Here is a 16,175-nt window from a genome sequence, read left to right as displayed (position 1 = left end):
AAAAATCAGCGCGCGATACTGTAGCCGATCCGCGCGATCCAGTGATTGCGCTGGTTGTAATCGAGGATGTCCTCGCCGTAGCCGTTGAAGTAGCCCACCCACAGATAGCCGCCCCACGCGCTGCCGATCAGCTTCGCAAGCGGATACGTCAACTGCGAGTCGATGCTGCCGTACCAGTGCTTGGTGCCTTTGCGCAGCGTGGTGGCGAGCTGCCAGCCGTCGGGGCTGCCGTACTTCACCAGCAAGTCGACGTAGCCGCGATAGTCGGCGATATCCTCGTTGCCTTTCTTCGTGATGTAGTAATAGAACTTCGGCGAGAGCGTCAGGTGATTCGAATTCAGGTCGCCGAATTCCCACGTCGGACGCACGAACGCGATGTTGATCGCGCGCGAATCGTCGCCGCTCTTGCCGTTCGATTCGTGGCCGAAGCCCGCTGCGACGCCCATGCGCGTGAACAGCGGACTCTTCCAGCCCGTGTCCTGCACGTAGTAGAACAGTTGCGGCTGATAGCTCGTGTCGCGAAACGGCGCGGAATCGGCCGACAAGTCCCAGATCGACGTCTGCGTGTAGCCGAAATAGAGGTTGTCGAGCAGGCTGCGCGAGCGCGGGTCGTCCGGGAGCATCAGCCGGTATTTGAAGCTGAACTGGAATTTCGCGGAATTGTCGCCGTTCACGCCGTCGCCGAAATACATCGGATCGAAGGTCGACAGGCGCCCGCTCAGCATGCGATCGGTGGTCGTGGTCGGCACGGCGGTCGCGTTCGCCGCCGCCGAGGCGCTCGCCAGCTGGCCGGGCGTCGCGGCCTGCGTTTCGGCGCGCTCGGCGGCGACGACCTGCGCCTGGTTCTCGCCGCGATTGAGCGTCACAAGCATCGGCGACGAATCGAAGCCGACCGGATCGATCTTGACCGTGCCGCGTGCCGTGTCGGGCCACGGCGCCGAAAACCGCACCCGCCGATACTGTCCGGCGCGCAGTTGCAGGCGGTCCGGCACGGCGGCCTCGCGGGTGAGCGCGAGCGGCTGCGGCGGCAGGTCGCCATTGGTGAGCGTCAAGGTCAACTGTTTCGGCACTTCGACGGTGAGCGGCTTGCCGTCGTCGGCGGTGTACATCAGCGTCAGTTCCAGCGGCTGTTGCGCGGCGGCTTCGCGCGCCGGTTGCAACACTGCGACGGTCGCATGGGCGAGGCTCGCGCAGCCGAGCGCGGCCGCGAACGCAACCGCGCGCGCAGCGAGAAACCCGACGCGCCGGATGGACTGCTTTCTGGAATGCAAAAGGCCTCGAGCCATGAAACGTTCGTCCTATTGATGGGATGCGCTCGCCGTCGTCGAACCGTTGAATTCACTGAAGTCAACCGGTTTGCACCGCACGCGCGAACGCGCGGGCGCTGCGTCCGGTTTCTGCTCAGGCGGTGAAAAACGCTGAGGGGACGCGCTGCCGCGGTATCTTCGCGGCGATCCGAAAAAGAAGAACGTAATTGTAAACGTGCTTAAGACATTGGCGCGCGCGCTCAGCCGACCACCAGTTGCCAGAGCAGCGCGCCATTCAACACGACGATGATGCCCGCAGAGCCCCACGCGAGCGCGAGCGGGACGCGCGCGACGCGCCAGCGGCCCATCAGCCCCGCATCCGACGCGAAACGCACGAGCGGGATCACGGCAAGCGGAAGCTGCAGCGTGAGCACGACCTGGCTAGCCACCAGCAACTGATTCGATCCATGTTCACCGAACGCGCTCACCGCGACGAGCGCGGGCCCGATCGCGAGTCCGCGCGTGAGGAGCGCCCGCGCCCAGCGCGCAATCGACAGCCGCAGGAAGCCTTCCATCACCGCCTGGCCCGCGAGCGTGCCGGTGACCGTCGCGTTCAGCCCGCAGGCGAGCAGCGCCGCGGCGAAGAAGATGCTCGCCCACTGGTTGCCGACGAGCGGCGCGATCAGCCGGTGCGCATCGGCGAGATCCTCGACGTCGACGTGGCCGCTCGCATGAAACACCGCGGCCGCCACGATCAGAAGCGACGCGTTGACCGTGAAAGCCAGCGCGAGCGACGCGAAGGTGTCGATATTGACGCCGTAGAGCGCCGCCGCGACCGCGCGGTCGTCGCCACCCGGCGCATGATGCTTCACGAGCGCGGAGTGCAGATAGAGGTTGTGCGGCATCACGGTCGCGCCGAGGATGCCGGCCGCGAGCCAGACCATGCCGGCGTCGCGCAGCAGTTCCCTCGGCGGCGCGAGGCCGGCAAGCGCGTCGTGCCAGGCCGGCTTGGCGAGCGCCAGTTCCACGACGAAGCAAAAACCGATGAAGAAAATGAGCGCGGTGACGAACATCTGCAGCGGACGGCGGCCGCGGCTTTGCAGCGCGAGCATCGCGAAGGTCGCGACGGCCGACATCAGGACGCCCGCCGTCAGCGAGACGCCGAGCAGCAACTGGAGCGCGACCGCGCTGCCGACGACTTCAGCGACATCGCACGCGATGATGGCAATTTCGCACGTGATCCAGAGAAACAGCGTCGTGCGGCGGCTGAAGCGCTCGCGGCACAGGCGCGCAAGGTCGCGCCCGGTGACGACGCCCACCCGCGACGCCACCCATTGCAGCAGCATCCCCATCAGGCTCGCGAGCAGCACGACGCCGAGCAGCCGATAGCCGTACCGGGCGCCGCTGCCGAGGGCCGTCGCCCAGTTGCCGGGGTCCATGTAGCCGACCGCGACGAGCGCGCCCGCGCCGACGAACGAGAACCATCTTCCGCGCGGGGCATGCGGGCGGCGACCTTCACGCGGTTCGCGATCGGACGAAGGGCGCTTGGCGGGGCACGGCGTCAGGGCGGACGGATTGGTGTTCATCGCGGATCTTGGCGTGGAATGGCTGCAACGGACTGCTGCGCGTCGTCAAAAGTGGGCAGCAGCGCTCTTGGAGCCATTGCATGTGCCGCCCGCGTCGGGCAGCGCGGAAAAGCGCGCTGCCCGTCCTGCGCGCGCCCGAGCTGCGGCGCGCATCCGAAATGGCTCAGCAACGACTGTTCCGCCTGGCTATTCGATCCTGTCGCGACCCGGCTGGCTTCAAAGGCATGACTCGCCAGCGGGCTCGCGAATTCCAGAGACGGATGTTCGCATTACGCAGCGAACGGGTATCCGGCTTCATTGATGCGAGTGTGGTTTTTGCCTGTGTCGCGCGCGAGGTTTAACGGCTAAAATTGCGCCGCTTCTCGCGGGGCCCGATCGCCCGTCGGCAACGCGCAGTCGATGCGCCCGTGATACGCGCCCCGGCGTGCACGGCGCGCGCGGCGCTGTGAATTTCGCGCGACAGGCGGCGATTGTTTTTTGTCCCACCGCTGTTTAATGGTAGTTTTCGGGTTTTTAAAGGGCGCCGCGGATCGGCCGGATCGACAGGATCAAGAGGCGGCGATCCGCGCGGCATGAGGCGGTCGAAAGTCGAACGACGGAGAATCGAGATGAAACAAAAATTGGCGGTCCTGGCCGGCCTGATCGCTTGCGCCGCAGCGCTGACGCCGGTGGCGGCATCGGCGAAGGACACGCAGCTCAACGTGTACAACTGGTCGGATTACATCGCCAAGGACACGGTCCCGAACTTCACGAAGCAAACCGGCGTCCAGGTCAAATACGACAACTACGACAGCGACGACACCCTTCAGGCCAAGCTCCTCACGGGTAATTCCGGCTATGACATCGTCGTGCCGACCAGCAACTACGCGGGCAAGCAGATCGCCGCAGGCATCTTCGCGCCGCTCGACAAGTCGAAACTGCCGAACCTCAAGTATCTCGATCCCGACCTGATGAAGCTCGTCGAGGGTGCCGATCCGGGCAACAAGTACACGGTGCCCTGGGCCTATGGCACGACCGGCCTCGGCTACAACGTGACGAAGGCGCAGCAGCTGCTCGGCAGCGGCGTCGCGCTCGACAGCTGGGACATCCTCTTCAAGCCCGAGAACATCTCGAAGCTGAAGGCTTGCGGCGTCTCGGTGCTCGACGCGCCCGACCAGATGTTCGCCGCCGCGCTGCATTACATCGGCAAAGATCCGATGAGCACGAACCCGGCCGACTACCGCGCCGCGCTTGCGATGCTCAAGAAGATCCGCCCGTACATCCGGCAGTTCAATTCGTCCGGCTACATCAACGACCTGGTCGGCGGCGACATCTGCTTCGCGTACGGCTGGTCGGGCGATGTCGTGATCGCGAAGCATCGCGCGGTCGACGCGAAGAAGTCGTTCAAGATCGAGTATTACATCCCGAAGGGCGGGGCACCGGTCTGGTTCGACGTGATGGCGATTCCGAAGGACGCGAAGAACAAGGACGCCGCGCTCGAATGGATCAACTACATCGAGACGCCGCAGGTTCACGCCGCGATCACGAACACGGTCTACTACCCGAGCGCGAATGCCGAAGCGCGCAAGTACGTCGACAAGGACGTGGCGAACGATCCGGCCGTCTATCCGCCGCAGGACGTGGTGAAGACGCTGTTCCTGCTGAAGCCGCTGCCGCCGGAGATCCAGCGTCTGCAGACGCGGCTGTGGACCGAATTCAAGTCCGGCCGGTAGACTGGATGGCGCCTGAACCGTCATAAGTCAGTATCAAACTCGAAGCCCCTGGTCCGCCGGGGGCTTTGTTCGTCGCCGGGACGATGGATTGCTGCGCGTCCCCGGCGGAAAACGTCAGCGTAGAACGAATATCGCAGGAGTCGAGCAGGCAATCATGAGTGAGCAGTCGAGCGCAGTGCAGGCAGCGCCTAATTCCGGCAAGCCGCAGCCGGCGAGTCCAGCCGTCGCCGGCGCGGACAATTTTGTGCAGATCGTCGATGTCGTGAAGAAATTCGACGAGACCGTGGCCGTGAAGGGCGTGAACCTGTCGGTCAAGAAGGGCGAGCTGTTCGCGCTGCTCGGCAGTTCCGGCTGCGGCAAGTCGACCTTGCTGCGCATGCTCGCGGGTCTCGAAACCGTGACGTCGGGCCACATACTGATCGAAGGCGTCGACCTCGCGAAGATGCCGCCTTACAGCCGGCCGACCAACATGATGTTCCAGTCGTACGCGCTCTTTCCGCACATGTCGGTGGAGTCGAACGTCGCGTTCGGGCTGAAGCAGGAAGGCGTGAAAGGCGCCGAACTGAAGGACCGCGTGCACGGCGCGCTCGAACTCGTGCAGATGGCGCGTTTCGCGAAGCGCAAGCCGCATCAACTGTCGGGCGGCCAGCAGCAGCGCGTGGCGCTCGCGCGCAGTCTCGTGAAGCGGCCGAAGCTGCTGCTCCTCGACGAGCCAATGTCCGCGCTCGACAAACAAATCCGCCAGCGCACGCAGATGGAACTCGTGAACATCCTGGATCAGGTGGGCGTGACCTGCATCATGGTCACGCACGACCAGGAAGAAGCGATGACGATGGCCGACCGGCTCGCGGTGATGAGCGAAGGCCAGATCGTGCAGCTCGGCACGCCGCACGAGGTCTACGAATACCCGAACAGCCGTTTTTCGGCGGAATTCATCGGCTCGACGAACCTGTTCGACGGCAACGTCGTCGAGGACGAGCCGGACCACGTCTTCGTGGAATCGTCCGAGCTGCCCGTGCGCCTCTATGTGAACCACGGCATCACCGGGCCGCTCGGCATGCCGGTGACGATCTCCGTGCGGCCCGAGCGCATCGCGCTGATGCGAAAGCCGCCCGAAGGCGCGTACAACTGGGGGCGCGGCACCGTGGCGAACATCGCGTACATGGGCGGCTATTCGCTGTATCACGTGAAGCTTGACAGCGGCAAGATCGTGGTCGCGAGCGTGTCGAGCCTCGCGCTCGGCGAAATCGACTCGCCGACCTGGGACGACGAAGTCTACGTGCGCTGGAGCGCCTCGGCCGGCGTGGTATTGACGTCATGAAGCGCGTGCTCGATCTCGTGGTGGCGCCCTGGCGGCGGCTCGGCTTCACCGGCCGCTCGGCGGTGATCGGTGGCCCGTTCGTGTGGCTGCTGCTTTTTTTCCTCGTGCCGTTTCTGCTGGTCGTCAAAATCAGCTTCGCGGATTCGCAACTCAGCATTCCGCCTTATACGGAACTCGTCGCGATGAAGGAGGGCGTGCTCAATATCGCGCTCGATTTTTCGCATTACCTGTTCCTTTTCACCGACAGCCTGTATTTCGCCACTTACGTGAATTCGCTGCTGGTGGCGGCGGTATCGACGGTATTGTGTCTTCTGATCGGTTATCCGATGGCGTATTACATCGCCCGCTCGAAACCGGAAAATCGCAATCTGCTGATGATGGCGGTCATGCTGCCTTTCTGGACTTCGTTCCTGATTCGTGTCTACGCGTGGATCGGTATTCTGAAGAACAACGGGCTGCTCAATAATTTCCTGATGTCGATCGGGCTCATTCATTCGCCGATCGAGCTTTATCACACGAATATCGCGGTCTATATCGGCATGGTGTATTCGTATCTGCCGTTTCTCGTGATGCCGCTTTACGCGCACCTCGTTAAAATGGATCTGACCTTGCTCGAAGCGGCATACGATCTGGGTGCGAAACCGTGGAAGGCGTTCGTGCAGATTACGTTGCCGTTGTCGAAAAACGGGATTATCGCGGGGTGTCTGCTCGTATTCATTCCAGCGGTGGGCGAATACGTGATTCCGGAATTACTCGGCGGCGCGGACACGCTGATGATCGGCCGCGTGATGTGGAACGAGTTCTTCGATAACGCCGACTGGCCGATGGCATCCGCGGTCACGTGCGCGATGGTATTGCTGCTGCTCGTGCCGATGGCGCTTTTCCAGCATTATCAGGCGAAGCAACTGGAGGAGCGTCCATGATCAAGCCGAGTCGTTCGCTCCAGTTCACGTCGCTTGGAATCGGGTTTTTGTTTCTTTATATCCCGATCATCAGCCTGATCGTTTATTCGTTCAACGAATCGCAACTCGTGACCGTGTGGACCGAGTTTTCGCTGCGCTGGTACAAGGCGTTATGGCAGGACGAGGAACTGATCAATGCCGCGTGGCTTTCGCTCAGAATCGCGGTGTTGACTGCATGCGCGTCGGTCGTGATCGGCACCTGGGCGGGATTCGTGCTCGCGCGAATGGGGCGCTTTCGCGGATTCACGCTTTTCTCCGGCATGATCAACGCGCCGCTCGTGATTCCCGAAGTCATTCAGGGCATTTCGCTGTTGCTGCTTTTCGTCGAAATGGCGAAGGTGCTCGGCTGGCCCGCCGGGCGCGGATTATTCACGATCTGGGTCGGGCATGTGATGCTGTGCATTTCCTATGTCGCGATCATCGTGGAATCGCGGGTGCGGGAATTGAATCCTTCGCTCGAAGAAGCGGCGCTCGATTTGGGCGCCACGCCATTGCGCGTGTTTTTCTCGATTACGCTGCCGCTGATTTCCCAAGCGCTCGTGGCTGGGTGGCTTTTGTCGTTCACGCTTTCAATCGACGATCTCGTGCTTTCGGCGTTTCTGTCCGGCCCGGGGTCGACGACGCTGCCGCTCGTCGTATTTTCTCGTGTGCGACTTGGGCTCAATCCGGAAATGAATGCGCTCGCGACGTTGTTCATCGCTTTCGTGACCGTCGGCGTGATTGCTGCGAATTACTTCATGCAGCGCAATGAACGGCGGAAGATGGCCGGGCTGGTCTGAGATATCGCTGGCGCTCGGAGGCGCGTTTGAACACGACACGCCGAACGCCAGCCAATACGCCTCTCACGTTGCACTCGCAATATGCCTCGCGAACGACGACGAATCGGTATTCGCGCCGCACAGCAGCACGCCCACGCGTTTGCCTTGCAGCCGTTCGCGCAGCGGTCCCAGCAACCCGGCCGTGGCCGCCGCGCACGACGGCTCCACGGCCAGCTTCAGTTCGTTGAAGAGCAGCAGCATCGCGCGGCGCAACTGCGCATCGGTGACGGTCACGATCTCGTCGATATGCCGCCGGCACAGCTCGTAGCTGTACTCCTCGGTGTGCGGCGCCATCAGCGAATCGGCGATGCTGTGCATCGCACCCATCTTCACCGTGTGCTTCGCGGCGAAACTGCGGCTCATCACGTCCGCGCCCGCCGGTTCGACGCCGTACACGTGAATCGACGGATTCGCGAGCCGCATCGCCGTCGATACGCCCGCCGCCAGGCCGCCGCCGCCGATCGGCAAGATCACGGCTTCGAGGTTCGGCGCCTGCGACGTCCATTCGTAGCCGAGCGTAGCCGTGCCGAGCACCGTGCGATAGCCGTTGAACGGATGCACGAAGAAACGGCCTTCCTCCGCTTCGATCCGGCGCACGATCTCGAACGCCTCCGCGCCGTTTTCCGCGAACACGACCTCTGCGCCGAAGCGCCGGGCAAGCGCGACGCGCGTCGGGCTCGCGCTGCGAATCATCACGACCTTCGCGCCGATTTCCATCCGCATCGCCGCATACGCGACCGCCACCGCATGATTGCCCGCCGACACGCAGGTCACGCCCGCGCTGCGCTCGCTGGCGTCGAGCGCGAGCAGGTTCGAGAACGCGCCACGCGCCTTGAACGTGCCGCTTGCCTGCAGCAACTCGAACTTGAAAGTGACCGGCGTGCCTTCGAGCGTGGGAAAGTCGTGGCGCTCGAAGGTCGGCGTGCGCGTCACCCACGGCGCGAGCGCCATATGCTGCTCGGCGATGTCGTCGAGGGTCGGGATCGGCGTGCCGTCGATCGTGTGGTCGGTGTGCTGGCTTGCGGCGGACATGGCGGCTTGACGTGTGCTTGACGTATAGGTGGATCAGCGAACGCCCTGGGCGTCGACCGACATGCTGTGGATGAATTTGCCGAGGAACGCCTCGCACGCGGCGAGTTGTTCCAGCGACACATATTCGTTCGCCTTATGCGCCTGCTCGATATTGCCCGGGCCGCACACGATGCTCGGCACGCCCGCGTTCGCGAAAAGGCCCGCCTCGGTGCCGTAGGCGACCTTGCGCTTGTCCTGGTTCTCGGTGAGCGCGCGCACGAGCTGCGTGATGGCTGCCTGTTCGGACGCGTCGAGCCCGGGGGCCGACGCGATCCGCGAAATTTCGATTGCCGCGTTCGCGTGCTCCTTCTGCATCTTCGGCAGAAGCGTCTCGCGCGCGTAGGCTTCGATGCGGCGGTAGACGCTTTCCGGGTCCATCGTTGGCAGGTTGCGGAATTCGAACTGGAAGCTGCACTCGGCCGGCACCGTGTTGATCGCGTTGCCGCCCTTGATCGTGCTCGTCTGCGCGGTGGTGAAGGGCACGTCGTAGAGTTCGTCGAACGGGCCCTTGGCGCGGAATTCATCGGCGACGTCGCGGATGAAGCAGATGAGGCGCGCCGCATATTCGATCGCGTTCAGGCCTTTGCTCGTCAGCGACGAGTGCGCAGCGAACCCACGCACGCAGCAGTTGTACGTGTTGATGCCCTTGTGCGCGATGATCGGGCGCATCGAGGTCGGTTCGCCGACAATGCAGCCGTCCGGCCGCACGCCGCGTTTTTGCAGGTCGGCGATCAAAAGCGGCGCGCCCGCGCAGCCGATTTCTTCGTCATAGGAAAGCGCGAAGTGGATCGGGCGGGCGAGTTTCGTCGACTGCATTTTCGGCAGCAGCGCGAGCGCCGTGCCGATGAAGCCCTTCATGTCGCAGGTGCCGCGGCCGTAGAGCAGGCCGTCGCGGATCTCGGGCTTGAAGGGATCGCTCGACCAGTCCTGGCCGTCGACCGGCACGACGTCGGTGTGGCCCGACAGGACGATGCCGCCGTTGGTCTCGCCGTCGTGCGCGGGGACGGTCGCGAAGAGGTTGGCCCACTGGCCGCGCTTGTCGGCGGTGAGCGTCGATTCGATGCCCGCGGCGCGCAGTTCGTCGCGCACGGTTTCGATGAGGCCGAGGTTCGGATTGCGACTGACGGTGTCGAAGGAAACGAGTCGCTTTACCCAGGGAAGCGCGGCGGGAGAAGCGGTTTCGGGGTTCGCCGTTTCAGCGATGTGGGACATGTTCGGCTCCTGCGGGATAGAGTTCGATCATACCGAAAAAGCGCCCTCCGGTCCGCCGGACAAGGGCGCTGACGGACGCCCGAACCCTACCGCGCAGGCGCCGCCTGCTTCACCGGCGCGCCGAGCGCCCGCAGCGTCTCCTTCACCGTCGCGATCCGCACCGAAAGATCCGGGCTGCGCGTCTCGATCCTCAGCTTGTCCTGCCCGGCGAGCTTGATGTGCTTGTGCTTCTGCACCATCTCGATGATGCGCATCGCGTCGACGGGCGGATTCGGGATGAACTGCAGCCCGATCACCTGCTCGCCAGCGTCGATCTTCGAGATGCCCAAAGGCTTCGCCGCCAGTCGCAAGCGATGCGTTTCGACGAGCGCATGCGCTTGCGGCGGCAGCTTGCCGAAGCGGTCGACGAGCTCTTCGAGAATGCCGTCGATCGAATCGCTCGATCCGCAGTTCGCGAGCCGCTTGTAGAGCGAGAGCCGCTCCTGCACGTCGCCGCAATAATCGGCGGGCAGGATCGCGGGCGCGTGCAGGTTGATCTCGGTGGTCGCAGCGAGCGGCGCCGTGAGATCGGGCTCGCGGCCTTCCTTCAGCGCCTTGACCGCGTCGTTCAGCATGTCGGTGTAGAGCTGGAAGCCGATCTCGTGGATCTCGCCCGACTGCTTGTCGCCGAGCACTTCGCCCGTGCCGCGAATCTCCAGGTCGTGCATCGCCAGATAGAAGCCCGAGCCGAGTTCCTCCATCTGCTGGATCGCTTCGAGCCGCCGCTGCGCCTGCTTCGTGAGCACGGCCGGATCATGCACGAGCAGGTAAGCGTAGGCCTGATGGTGCGAACGCCCGACGCGCCCGCGCAACTGATGCAACTGCGCAAGCCCGAACTTGTCGGCGCGATGCAGAAGAATGGTATTGGCGCTCGGCACGTCGATGCCGGTCTCGATGATCGTCGTGCAAAGCAAAACGTTCGCGCGCTGGCCGACAAAATCGCGCATCACGCGCTCCAGCTCGCGCTCGTGCATCTGTCCGTGTGCGACCGCGATGCGCGCCTCGGGCACGAGCGCTTCGAGCATCGCGCGGCGATTCTCGATCGTCTCCACCTCGTTGTGCAGGAAATACACTTGGCCGCCGCGCTTCAATTCGCGGAGCATCGCCTCGCGGATCACGCCATCTTCCTCGCGCCGCACGAAGGTCTTGATCGCGAGGCGCTTTTGCGGCGCGGTCGCGATCACGGAGAAGTCGCGCAGGCCTTCGAGCGCCATGCCGAGCGTGCGCGGAATCGGCGTCGCGGTGAGCGTGAGCACATCGACTTCCGCGCGCAACGCCTTCAGCGCTTCCTTCTGCCGCACGCCGAAGCGATGTTCCTCGTCGATGATCACGAGTCCGAGCCGCTTGAACTGCACGTCGGACGACAGCAGCTTGTGCGTCCCGATGACGATGTCGATGGTGCCTTCGTTGATCGCCGCGATCGACGCCGAGACTTCCTTCGTGCTCTTGAAGCGCGACAGTTCCGCGATGCGCACGGGCCAGTCGGAGAAGCGGTCGGAGAAGGTCTGCGTGTGCTGTTCGGCGAGCAGCGTGGTCGGCGAAAGAATCGCGACCTGCTTGCCCGCCATCACCGCGATGAACGCCGCGCGCAACGCGACTTCCGTCTTGCCGAAGCCGACGTCGCCGCACACGAGGCGGTCCATCGGCTTGCCGCTCGTCATGTCGCCGATGACCGCGGTGATCGCGGCGGCCTGGTCGGGCGTTTCCTCGAAGCCGAAGCTTTCCGCGAACTTGGTGTAGTCGCGCGGTTCGAGCTTGAACGCGTAGCCCGAGCGCGCCGCGCGCCGTGCGTACAGATTGAGCAGTTCGGCGGCGGTATCGCGGATCTGCTGCGCGGCTTTGCGCTTCGCCTTGTCCCACTGGCCGGAGCCGAGCGCGTGCAGGGGCGCGCTGTCGGGGTCCGCGCCGCTGTAGCGCGAGATCACGTGCAGTTGCGCGACCGGCACGTAGAGCTTGCTTTCGTTCTGGTATTCGAGATGCAGGAACTCGGTCTCGCCTTCGCCGAGGTCCATCGACACGAGTCCCATGTAGCGTCCGATGCCATGCTGCATGTGCACGACCGGATCGCCGAGCTTCAGCTCCGAGAGGTCGCGCACCATCGAATCGACATTGCTCGCCTGTTCCTGCCGGCGGCGCCCCGCGCGGCGCGCGAGCGGGCCGTACAGTTCCGTCTCGGTGACGATCGCCAGTTCCTCGCCCGGCAACACGAAGCCGTTCGCGAGCGGCGCGACGCCGAGCGAGAACTTCGCGTCGCCGGCGAGCCATTGCTGGAAGGTGTCGTCGGAGGCGCCGCGCACGCCGTTGTCGGCGAGCAGTTGCTGGATCGTCTCCCGACGTCCCGCCGATTCCGCGACGAGCATCACGCGGTTCGGCGTCTGATCGAGATAGTGGCGCAGCGCGGCGAGCGGCTCGTCGGCATGACGGTCGATCGCGAGGCCCGGCAGCGGCGTCGCCCAGCCGCCTTCGGGCACGGCCGGGAACTTGAGCTGCGCGAAGGGCTTCGCGAACGCGAAGAAATCGTCGTCGGTGAGAAAGAGGCGGTGCGGTTCCAGCAGCGGCCGCTCGCGGTCGTGCGAGAGAAAGTTGTAGCGCTGCTTCGTGTCGTTGGTGAAGCGCTTGATCGACGCGTCCATGTCGCCGACGAACACCAGTTGCGCGCCTTCGGGCAGGTAGTGGAAGAGCGTCGCGGTTTCGTCGAAAAAGAGCGGCAGGTAGTATTCGATGCCCGCCGACGGCACGCCGTTACCGATGTCCTTGTAGATCGACGAGCGGCTCGGATCGCCCTCGAATATCTCGCGCCAGCGGCTGCGAAACGCGGTGCGCGCGGCTTCGTCGAAGGGAAATTCGCGGCCCGGCAACAGGCGCACGTCGCGCACCGGATAAAGACTGCGCTGCGTGTCGGGATCGAACGCGCGGATCGAGTCGACCTGGTCGTCGAACAAGTCGATCCGGTACGGCAGCGGCGAGCCCATCGGAAAGAGGTCCAGCAGCGAGCCGCGCACGCAGTATTCGCCCGGACGCACGACCTGGCTCACGTGCTCGTAACCCGCGAGCGTCAGTTGCGCCTTCAGCTTCGCCTCGTTCAGCCGCTCGCCCTGCGTGAACGAAAACGTGTAGGCCGCGAGAAACGACGCGGGCGGCATCCGGTAGAGCGCGGTGGTCGCGGGCACGAGGAGGATGTCGCAGCGGCCTTCGCCCAGATCGTGCAGCGTCGCGAGCCGTTCGGAGACGAGATCCTGGTGTGGCGAAAACGTGTCGTAAGGCAGCGTTTCCCAGTCGGGCAGGAGGCGCACGCGCGCGTCGGGCGCGAAATAGGGAATTTCGGCCGCGAGGCGTTGTGCATCGACGGCGCTTGCGCAGAGCACGGTCAGAAGCGGCACCTGTTCGCGGTAGGCCACGTGATAGCGCGCGATGGCGAGCGCGTCGGACGACCCGACGGCGCCATTGAACACGAAGCGCTGGCCGGCCTTGACGAGGGCGACGGGAGAAGTGGACTGCGAAGTGACGGCTTTTGAAGACATAAGGTGTGCGGGGAACCGTTCGTGCGCGAAAGTGCGCACGGGACCGGCGTGGTCGCGAAGGACCTATTATAAAATCCGAGCTTCACTTTGACTCGGCAACATTTCCCACTCGTGACTGCACGCCTTTATGCCCTGATTCCGTGCGCCGGCACCGGCAGCCGCTCGGGCGCGCCGATGCCGAAGCAATACCAGACCGTCGGCAGCCGCCCGATGCTGGGTCATACGCTGGCTGCCTTCGATGCGTGCTCCGAATTTTCGCAGACGCTCGTCGTGCTCGCTCCCGACGATAGCCATTTCGATGCCCGCCGCTTTGCCGGCCTGCGTTTCGCGGTGCAGCGCTGCGGCGGGGCATCGCGGCAGGCGTCGGTATTCAACGGGCTTCAGGCGCTCGCGGGCTTCGGCGCGAAGGACGACGACTGGGTGCTCGTCCACGACGCGGCGCGCCCCGGCATCACGCCGGACATGATCCGCAGGTTGGTCGGCGAGCTGAAGGACGACGCGGTCGGCGGCATTCTGGCGCTGCCCGTCGCGGATACCTTAAAGCGCATCGAGGCCGAAGGCGCGGCACACGAAGAAGGGCGCATCGCCCGCACGGAGTCGCGCAACGGCCTGTGGCAGGCCCAGACGCCGCAGATGTTCCGGCTCGGCATGCTGCGCGACGCGATTAAGCGCGCGCAGCAGGACGGCCACGATCTCACCGACGAAGCGAGCGCGATCGAATGGCTCGGCCATGCGCCGCGGCTCGTCCTGGGCAGCCTGCGCAACTTCAAGGTCACGTATCCGGAAGACTTCGCGCTCGCCGCGGCGATGCTCGGCGCCGCGTCCTAATCTCTTTTACAGCAGGGTTTTATCGATGGATTTCAGAATCGGACAGGGCTACGACGTTCACCAGCTGGTGGAAGGGCGCGCGCTCATCATCGGCGGCGTGACGATTCCCTACGAGCGCGGCCTGCTCGGCCATTCCGACGCCGACGTGCTCCTGCACGCGATCACCGACGCGCTGTTCGGCGCGGCGTCGATGGGCGACATCGGCCGGCATTTTCCGGACACCGCGAAGGAATTCGCCGGCGCCGACAGCCGCTCGCTGTTGCGCGAGGCGTTCCGGCGCGTGTCGGAGGCGGGTTTCGCGATCGCCAACGTCGATTCCACCGTGATCGCGCAGGCGCCGAAACTTGCGCCCCACATCGACGGCATGCGCGCGAACATCGCGGCGGACCTCGATCTGCCGCTCGATCGCGTGAACGTGAAGGCGAAGACCAACGAAAAGCTCGGCTATCTCGGACGCGGCGAGGGCATCGAGGCGCAGGCGGCCGTTTTGTTGCGCAGGACGTCGATCGACCGCTGAGAAACGCAAACGCCACGTTCTTCAACGTGGCGTTTTTGCATTTCCGGCGCGCGAACGGCTTACTTCGCTTCGGCTTCGATGGCGAGCGCCGCGGCGTTGATCACCGCCGCAATGCGGCCGACGTCGCGCAACTGCGTCGTGCTCATGCCTTCCGCGACCAGATTCTCGTAGTGCGACTTCACGCAGAAGTGGCACTTGCCGATGATCGACGCGGCGAGCGCGTACATCTCGAAACGCCGCTTGTCGACGCCGCCATGCGACGCGTACGCGTTCATGCGCAGGCCGGCGGGCTGGGTTTTCAGCTCGGCGTTGCCGGCCATTTCGAGGTACGGATACCAGACGTTGTTCATGCCCATCAACGCGGCGGCGGTCAGCGCGGCGTTCGTCTCTTCCGGCGACAGCACGCCCGCCGAGCGGATCGTGGTCACGATCTTCGTCGCTTTCGCGGCATAGGCGGCCGCCAGCGCGACGCCGACCGCGTCGTTGCCTTCCAGCGACGAGCGCGCGATCGTGCCGTCGACGTTCAGGCGAATGTCCTTCGCATAATCGGGAATCAGTTCTTTAATCGAAGACAAGAATTCCATTGATTTCTCCTATTCGAATGCCGATAAAAAAGCCCGCTGGCTCATCGACTGGACAAGCATAGCGGGCCGGGCGTCACGCCGTCGAACGCGCGTGACGCGTGCGGACGCTTAGAGCGTCGTACCGCCGACAGCGCGGTTGCACGGGCAGAGTTCGTCCGTTTGCAGGCCGTCGAGGATACGCAGCACTTCTTCCGGATTGCGGCCGACGTTCAGGTTGTTCACCGAAACGTGCTGAATGACGTTGTCCGGGTCGACGATGAACGTCGCGCGCAGGGCGACGCCTGCTTCCTTGTCGCGCACGCCGAGCTGGTCGATCAGCTCGCCCTTCACGTCGCCGAACGCGTAGTGGTTCAGCTTGTTCAGGTCCTTGTGCTCACGGCGCCACGCGAGCTTCACGAATTCGTTATCGACGCTGCCGCCGAGCAGGACGGCGTCGCGGTCGGCGAAGTCATTGGCGAGCTTGCCGAATTCGACGATTTCGGTCGGGCAGACAAACGTGAAGTCCTTCGGGTAGAAATAGATGATCTTCCACTTGCCCGGGAACGACTGCTCGGTGATCTCTTCGAACGCCGACTGGCCGTTTTCTTCGTGATGGTTGAAACCCGGCTTTGCAGCGGTGACGGTAAACGCTTCGACTTTATCGCCCACGGTCTTCATATGACTACTCCTGTGTTCGTTGGAAGGACAAACCAAATTACCAGATCGCCGTAACGTCAGCATGACATCACGCCCGAAGCGCTTGCCGCTGCCGTCACAC

13 protein-coding genes are annotated in these 16,175 nt (G+C 64.1%); 6 read left to right on the top strand and 7 right to left on the bottom strand.

The window, feature by feature from the left end; translation table 11 throughout:
- Positions 1-5 precede the first annotated feature (5 nt).
- Both AWB66_RS10955 and AWB66_RS10950 read right to left on the bottom strand, forming a co-directional pair.
- Positions 6-1,286, bottom strand: coding sequence for a phospholipase A (locus tag AWB66_RS10955; protein WP_087630325.1), 1,281 nt, complete (start codon positions 1,284-1,286; stop codon positions 6-8).
- 221 nt (positions 1,287-1,507) lie between these two features.
- Positions 1,508-2,833: an Nramp family divalent metal transporter gene (locus tag AWB66_RS10950; RefSeq protein WP_087630324.1), complete on the bottom strand. Its 1,326-nt coding sequence runs from the start codon at positions 2,831-2,833 to the stop codon at positions 1,508-1,510.
- A 608-nt stretch (positions 2,834-3,441) separates the two neighbouring features.
- Here AWB66_RS10950 and AWB66_RS10945 point away from each other — a divergent pair.
- The 4 genes from AWB66_RS10945 (at position 3,442) to AWB66_RS10930 (ending at position 7,607) form a co-directional block, all read left to right on the top strand.
- Positions 3,442-4,545 carry a polyamine ABC transporter substrate-binding protein gene (locus AWB66_RS10945; protein ID WP_087630323.1) on the top strand — a complete coding sequence of 368 codons (1,104 nt, stop codon included), beginning with the start codon at positions 3,442-3,444 and terminating at the stop codon, positions 4,543-4,545.
- A 154-nt stretch (positions 4,546-4,699) separates the two neighbouring features.
- Entirely contained in the window at positions 4,700-5,866 is a 1,167-nt protein-coding gene (locus tag AWB66_RS10940; protein WP_087630322.1) for an ABC transporter ATP-binding protein, read from the top strand.
- Positions 5,863-6,789, top strand: a complete 927-nt coding sequence (locus AWB66_RS10935) for an ABC transporter permease subunit (protein WP_087630321.1) — start codon at positions 5,863-5,865, stop codon at positions 6,787-6,789. Before AWB66_RS10940 ends, AWB66_RS10935 begins: the two co-directional genes overlap by 4 nt.
- On the top strand, positions 6,789-7,607 hold the full coding sequence (locus AWB66_RS10930; RefSeq protein WP_087630486.1) for an ABC transporter permease subunit: 819 nt from the start codon (positions 6,789-6,791) through the stop codon (positions 7,605-7,607). The genes AWB66_RS10935 and AWB66_RS10930 overlap by 1 nt, the downstream gene beginning before the upstream one ends.
- Positions 7,608-7,670: 63 nt before the next feature.
- Here AWB66_RS10930 and AWB66_RS10925 read toward each other — a convergent pair whose 3' ends face one another.
- The 3 genes from AWB66_RS10925 to mfd form a co-directional block, all read right to left on the bottom strand.
- Positions 7,671-8,678: a threonine/serine dehydratase family protein gene (locus AWB66_RS10925; protein WP_087630320.1), complete on the bottom strand. Its 1,008-nt coding sequence runs from the start codon at positions 8,676-8,678 to the stop codon at positions 7,671-7,673.
- A gap of 33 nt (positions 8,679-8,711) precedes the next feature.
- Positions 8,712-9,929, bottom strand: coding sequence for an acetylornithine deacetylase (gene argE, locus AWB66_RS10920; RefSeq protein ID WP_087630319.1), 1,218 nt, complete (start codon positions 9,927-9,929; stop codon positions 8,712-8,714).
- An 86-nt stretch (positions 9,930-10,015) separates the two neighbouring features.
- On the bottom strand, positions 10,016-13,489 hold the full coding sequence (gene mfd / locus AWB66_RS10915) for a transcription-repair coupling factor (protein ID WP_087630318.1): 3,474 nt from the start codon (positions 13,487-13,489) through the stop codon (positions 10,016-10,018).
- Positions 13,490-13,600: 111 nt separating this feature from the next.
- Here mfd and ispD point away from each other — a divergent pair, with 111 nt between their 5' ends.
- Together ispD and ispF are read left to right on the top strand one after the other, a co-directional pair.
- Positions 13,601-14,317 (top strand): 2-C-methyl-D-erythritol 4-phosphate cytidylyltransferase, encoded by a 717-nt coding sequence (ispD, locus tag AWB66_RS10910; protein ID WP_087630317.1) that lies wholly within the window; start codon positions 13,601-13,603, stop codon positions 14,315-14,317.
- Positions 14,318-14,342: 25 nt separating this feature from the next.
- Entirely contained in the window at positions 14,343-14,834 is a 492-nt protein-coding gene (ispF, locus tag AWB66_RS10905) for a 2-C-methyl-D-erythritol 2,4-cyclodiphosphate synthase (protein WP_087630316.1), read from the top strand.
- A 59-nt stretch (positions 14,835-14,893) separates the two neighbouring features.
- Here ispF and AWB66_RS10900 read toward each other — a convergent pair whose 3' ends face one another.
- Together AWB66_RS10900 and AWB66_RS10895 are read right to left on the bottom strand one after the other, a co-directional pair.
- The gene (locus AWB66_RS10900) at positions 14,894-15,418 is read right to left on the bottom strand and encodes a carboxymuconolactone decarboxylase family protein (protein WP_087630315.1); all 525 of its coding nucleotides are present in this window, start codon (positions 15,416-15,418) and stop codon (positions 14,894-14,896) included.
- Between the two features lie 108 nt (positions 15,419-15,526).
- Entirely contained in the window at positions 15,527-16,075 is a 549-nt protein-coding gene (locus tag AWB66_RS10895; RefSeq protein WP_087630314.1) for a peroxiredoxin, read from the bottom strand.
- Between the last annotated feature and the right edge of the window lie 100 nt (positions 16,076-16,175).

The organism is Caballeronia telluris (assembly GCF_001544495.1).
Taxonomy (GTDB): domain Bacteria; phylum Pseudomonadota; class Gammaproteobacteria; order Burkholderiales; family Burkholderiaceae; genus Caballeronia; species Caballeronia telluris.
This window is presented reverse-complemented; position numbering and strand designations above follow the sequence as displayed.